The sequence below is a fragment of the Streptomyces sp. AcH 505 genome, assembly GCF_000818175.1.
In the GTDB taxonomy this organism is placed as follows: Bacteria; Actinomycetota; Actinomycetes; order Streptomycetales; family Streptomycetaceae; genus Streptomyces.
On the sequence record NZ_JTIY01000001.1, the window covers coordinates 4,748,325 to 4,753,018 of the forward strand.

The window sequence follows — 4,694 nt, forward strand, 5'->3', positions numbered from 1 at the left end:
TGCCCGCTCTGCCACCGGCGCGGGCGCGGGCGGTGCCAGCAGGGCCGGGTCGACCTTCTCGCCGCTCTCCACCGCCCGTACGGCGGCGAGCAGATCGGCCGCCTTCCCGTTCAGTTTCGTCCCCGCCGCGATGGGCCCGTCCTTCTCGGCCTTGCGCTGCTCGATGCGCTCCCGCAGCTCCCGCTGGGCGGCCAGCTCGGCCTCGGCCTCGGAGGGTGCCGCCGCCTCTGCGGCCGCCGCCTCCGTGGCCGTCGCGTCCGTACCCGCAGCGTCCGTACCGGCAACATCCGTCCCGGCAACGTCCGTACCCGCCGCGTCCGTCTCCACGGCGTCCGGGCCCGCCGCATCCGGGGTCTCGTCCACGGTCTCGTGGTCCGTACTCACAGCGTGCTCCAGTCCTGGTCGGGATAGCGGTGAACGGGCGCCGACACATCGTCCAGCGCCTGGCGGATCTCGTCAGGAAGACTAAGGCTCTCCACTGACAACGCGGCCGCGAGCTGCTGCGCGTTCCGCGCGCCGACGATGGGGGCCACCACCCCCGGGCGGTCCCTGACCCAGGCCAGCGCGACTTCCAGCGGGGTCGTGGCGAGCCCGTCGGCCGCGGTCACCACCGCGTCGACGATCCGGCTCGCCGCCTCGTCCAGATACGGCTCGACGAACAGCGCCATGTCGGAAGCGCCCCGCGAGTCGGCGGGCGTGGCGTGCCGGTACTTGCCGGTGAGCACCCCGCGGCCGAGCGGTGACGAGGGCAGCAGGCCCACGCCCAGGTCCAGCGCCGCCGGCAGCACCTCGCGCTCGACGCCGCGCTGCAACAGCGAGTACTCCATCTGTGTGCTGGCGAGGCGCGTGCGTATGCCGGGCTGCGCGAGCTGCCAGGTCGCCGCCTTGGCGAGCTGCCAGCCGCAGAAGTTCGACACCCCCGCGTAGCGCGCCCGGCCGCTGGTGACGGCGATGTCCAGCGCGTGCAGCGTCTCTTCGAGCGGCGTCTCGGTGTCGAAGGCGTGGACCTGCCACAGGTCCACGTAGTCGGTGCCGAGCCGGGCGAGCGAGGCGTCCAGCGCGGCGAGCAGATGTCCGCGCGACCCGTCGAAGCGCCGGTCGGGGTCCGGCACACTGCCGGCCTTGGTCCCGATGATCAGATCCCTGCGGGGCACCAGCCGCTCGACGAGCTGGCCCAGCAGATACTCCGACTCCCCGCCGCCGTACACGTCCGCCGTGTCCACCAGGGTGCCGCCGGCCTCCCAGAACGTCTTCAACTGCTGGGCCGCGTCGTGCTCGTCGGTGTCCCTGCCCCACGTCAGGGTGCCGAGCCCGATCCTGGACACACGCAGGCCGGTACGGCCGAGATGCCTCTGCTCCATGGTGGCTGAGATTACTGGCCAGGACCGTACGGGGAGAGAGGGCTGTGGACAACGCGCCGCTGACGCGAGCGGCGGCGCGCGCTAGAGTCCCCGCACAAGGACGTTACTCGTCGGTAAGGGAAGGGAGCGGTTATGCGGCTCGGCATCAACCTCGGCTACTGGGGCGCGGGGATGGACAGCGACAACCTGGCCGTCGCGCAGGAGGCCGACCGGCTCGGCTACGACGTCTGCTGGGCCGCCGAGGCGTACGGATCCGACGCTCCCACCGTGCTGACCTGGGTGGCGGCGCAGACCGAGTCCATCGACGTCGGCTCGGCGATCCTGCAGATCCCGGCCCGCCAGCCCGCGATGACCGCCATGACCGCCGCCACCCTCGACTCGCTCTCCGGCGGCCGGTTCCGGCTCGGCCTCGGGGTGTCGGGCCCGCAGGTCTCCGAGGGCTGGTACGGCGTCAAGTTCGACAAGCCGCTGGCCCGCACCCGCGAGTACGTCGAGATCGTCCGCCGCGCGATGTCCCGCGAGCGGCTGTCGTTCGAGGGCGAGCACTGGACACTGCCGCTGCCGGACGGCCCGGGCAAGCCGCTCAAGCTCACCGTCCACCCGCAGCGCGAGCACATTCCGCTCTACATCGCGGCGATCGGCCCGAAGAACCTGGAGCAGACCGGCGAGATCGCCGACGGCGCCCTGCTGATCTTCCCCTCGGCCGAGCATCTGGAGGACACCGCGATCACGCATCTGCGGGCCGGCCGTGCCAAGGCCGGGCTCACGATGGACGGGTTCGACGTGTGTCCCACGCTGCCCCTCGCCGTCGGTGACGACGTCCAGGCCCTGGCGGACGTCTTCCGCCCGTACACCGCGCTGTACGTGGGCGGCATGGGCAGCCGCAAGCAGAACTTCTACAACCAGCTCGCCCGGCGCATGGGGTACGAGAAGGAGGCGGCCGAGATCCAGGACAAGTACCTGGCGGGCGACAAGACCGGCGCCGCCGCCGCCGTACCGCACCAGCTCATCGACTCGACCACCCTGCTGGGCTCCGTCGAGCGGATCGCCGACCGGATGCAGGCGTACGCGGCGGCCGGTGTCACCACCCTCACCCTGGCCCCCGCGGGCTTCACGCTCGACGAGCGGCTGGCCGCGCTGCGGGTCGGCACCGACGCACTGGAGCGGGCCGGGCTCGTGTCCTGATCCCGGCCGGCCGGCGAACGCCCGGCCCGGGTCGGGCCGACGGAAGTCTGCGGCCGTGGTGGGGGCTCGGGGGTCTTCCCCGCCACGGCCGTCATGCGGAACAACGCCTCCGGACGCCGCTCGGTTACGCCCTCCGGCGCACCTTCCGCGTCCTTCGTATGGAGCAGTCCTGCCCCGCACCTGTTGCCTGCCGCCCCGTACCCGCTTTGACTCGGATCCGGCGGACGTCGGTTCTGTACGGAGGTGGCAGTGATGCTCTCGGCCCGAAGCCTGTTCAGAGAAATGCTCGACAACGACCGCGCCTTCCAGCTCTTCTGCTCCATCGCCGCCAGCGGCGAGGCCCAGGGCGGCTGGGAGAACGGCAGGATCGCGGCGCTGGTCCCCGCGGGCATGCGGGACCTCGCGCCCAAGATCGCCCGGCACGGCGCCGACGAGGACAAGCACGGCCGGCTCTTCCAGGCGCTGCTCAAGAAGCGCGGCCTGCCCGCCGTCGACATCCCGCAGGAGACCGACTACACCGCCCTGCTGGAGCGGCGCGGCATCGGGCTCGCGCACGAGAAGCTGCGCCGCGACGAACCGCTCACCGAGCGGGACATCGTCATCTACCTCTCGCACAGCCGGGTCACCGAGCAGCGGGCCAGCGACCAGATGGTGATGCTGCGCAAGTACTTCGGCGACGACCCCGAGGTCGGCAAGGCCGTCAGGATGATCAGCAACGACGAGGACAACCACCTCGCGTACTCCAACGAGGAACTGCTGCGGCTCGCCGGGCTCGGCCACGGCAGGACGATCCACACCGCGCTGAGCGAGTGCGCCCGCGCCGAGATCCAGGTCTACCGCCAGGTGAGCCTCGCCGTGATGGACCACATGGGCCGCATCCTCGGCTGGCCGGCGCCCAAGGCCGCGCTGCTGCGGGTCGGCATCAACGCGATGTACGGCGTCGAGCGGACCGGCGGCTGGCGCCGGATGGTCCGGCTCGCCATGCCGGAGCGGCGCGACGCGCTCGGCGGCCCCGCCACCGCCGCGCCCGTCTTCTGAGCCGGACCGAGCTGGACCGGCCGGGCCGGGCTGCCGTCCGGCTCAGAGCCAGCCGCGCCGCTTGAACGTCCGGTGCAGGCTGATGACGGCCGTGGCCATCAGGGCGATCACCGCGGGGTAGCCCCAGACCCAGTGCAGCTCGGGCATGTGGTCGAAGTTCATCCCGTAGATGCCCGCCACCAGCGTGGGCACCGCCGCCATGGCCGCCCACGCCGAGATCTTCCGCATGTCGTCGTTCTGCCGCACACCCATCTGCGCCAGATGCGCGGACAGGATGTCGGAGAGCAGCCGGTCGAGCCCTTCGACCTGCTCGTTCGCATGTGTCAGGTGGTCGTTGACGTCCCGGAAGAACGGCCGGGACTCCTCGTTCACGAACGGCACCTCCTGGTCCGTCAGCCGGGCCATGGGCATCGCCAGCGGCCCCGTGGCGCGACGGAACTCCAGCACCTGCCGCTTGAAGTTGTAGATCTGCGCCGCCGTCGACGTGCCGGACCCCTTGGCCGGGCCCGAGATGCCCGGTGCGAAGACCTCCGCCTCCAGCTCCTCCAGGTCGACCTGGAGCTCGTCGGCCACGTCGATGTAGTTGTCGACCACCGCGTCGCTGATGGCGTACAGCACGGCGGTCGGACCCCGCTTCAGGATCTCCGGGTCCCCTTCGAGCCGCTTGCGGACAGCGGCGAGCGGGGAGATCTCGCCGTGCCTGACCGTCACCACGAACGAGTCGCCGATGAAGACCATCACCTCGCCCGTCGAGACGTCGTCGGTCGCCGCCTCGTAGGCGACCGGCTTGATGACCGTGAACAGCGAATCGTCGTAGATCTCCAGCTTGGGCCGCTGGTGCGCGGTCAGCGCGTCCTCGACGGCGAGCGGATGGAGCCCGAACTCGCTGCTCACCGTCTCGAACTCCACCTCCGTCGGCTCGTGCAGCCCGAGCCACAGGAAGGCGTCCCCCGAGGAACGCGCCTCGGCCAGGGCGTCGGAGAAGTCGGCGGGTCCGTCGGTGCGGTGTCCGTCGCGGTAGATGGCACAGTCCACGATCACGGCTGGCATTCTTCCCGGTCCGGGGGACCTCACTCGTCATCGCCCCTCGACGGCCGACCCGCCGCCGGC

The 4,694-nt window shown here is 71.5% G+C and carries 4 protein-coding genes and 1 pseudogene; 2 read left to right on the plus strand and 3 right to left on the minus strand.

The features are described 5' to 3' along the window. Both HY68_RS45380 and HY68_RS21720 read right to left on the minus strand, forming a co-directional pair. Positions 1–384: pseudogene (locus HY68_RS45380) on the minus strand (DNA helicase RecD); the annotation flags it as partial. Beyond that, positions 381–1,361 (minus strand): aldo/keto reductase, encoded by a 981-nt coding sequence (locus HY68_RS21720; RefSeq protein WP_041991327.1) that lies wholly within the window; start codon positions 1,359–1,361, stop codon positions 381–383. The gene HY68_RS21720 and the pseudogene HY68_RS45380, both read right to left, overlap by 4 nt. Positions 1,362–1,493: 132 nt before the next feature. Here HY68_RS21720 and HY68_RS21725 point away from each other — a divergent pair, with 132 nt between their 5' ends. Then, positions 1,494–2,546: an LLM class F420-dependent oxidoreductase gene (locus HY68_RS21725; protein ID WP_041991329.1), complete on the plus strand. Its 1,053-nt coding sequence runs from the start codon at positions 1,494–1,496 to the stop codon at positions 2,544–2,546. A gap of 252 nt (positions 2,547–2,798) precedes the next feature. Beyond that, complete coding sequence (locus tag HY68_RS21730) at positions 2,799–3,584, plus strand: hypothetical protein (RefSeq protein WP_041991331.1); 786 nt, start codon at positions 2,799–2,801, stop codon at positions 3,582–3,584. Positions 3,585–3,626: 42 nt separating this feature from the next. Here the strand turns inward: HY68_RS21730 and corA are convergent, their stop codons facing one another. Further along, the gene (corA, locus tag HY68_RS21735; protein WP_041991333.1) at positions 3,627–4,634 is read right to left on the minus strand and encodes a magnesium/cobalt transporter CorA; all 1,008 of its coding nucleotides are present in this window, start codon (positions 4,632–4,634) and stop codon (positions 3,627–3,629) included. Positions 4,635–4,694: the final 60 nt, after the last annotated feature.

What these genes read in the sequence shown, in the direction of transcription:
- HY68_RS21720 (WP_041991327.1), bottom strand. Translation starts at nt 1,361, where the DNA reads ATGGAGCAGAGGCATCTCGGCCGTACCGGCCTGCGTGTGTCCAGGATC.
- HY68_RS21725 (WP_041991329.1), top strand. Translation starts at nt 1,494, where the DNA reads ATGCGGCTCGGCATCAACCTCGGCTACTGGGGCGCGGGGATGGACAGC.
- HY68_RS21730 (WP_041991331.1), top strand. Translation starts at nt 2,799, where the DNA reads ATGCTCTCGGCCCGAAGCCTGTTCAGAGAAATGCTCGACAACGACCGC.
- corA (WP_041991333.1), bottom strand. Translation starts at nt 4,634, where the DNA reads ATGCCAGCCGTGATCGTGGACTGTGCCATCTACCGCGACGGACACCGC.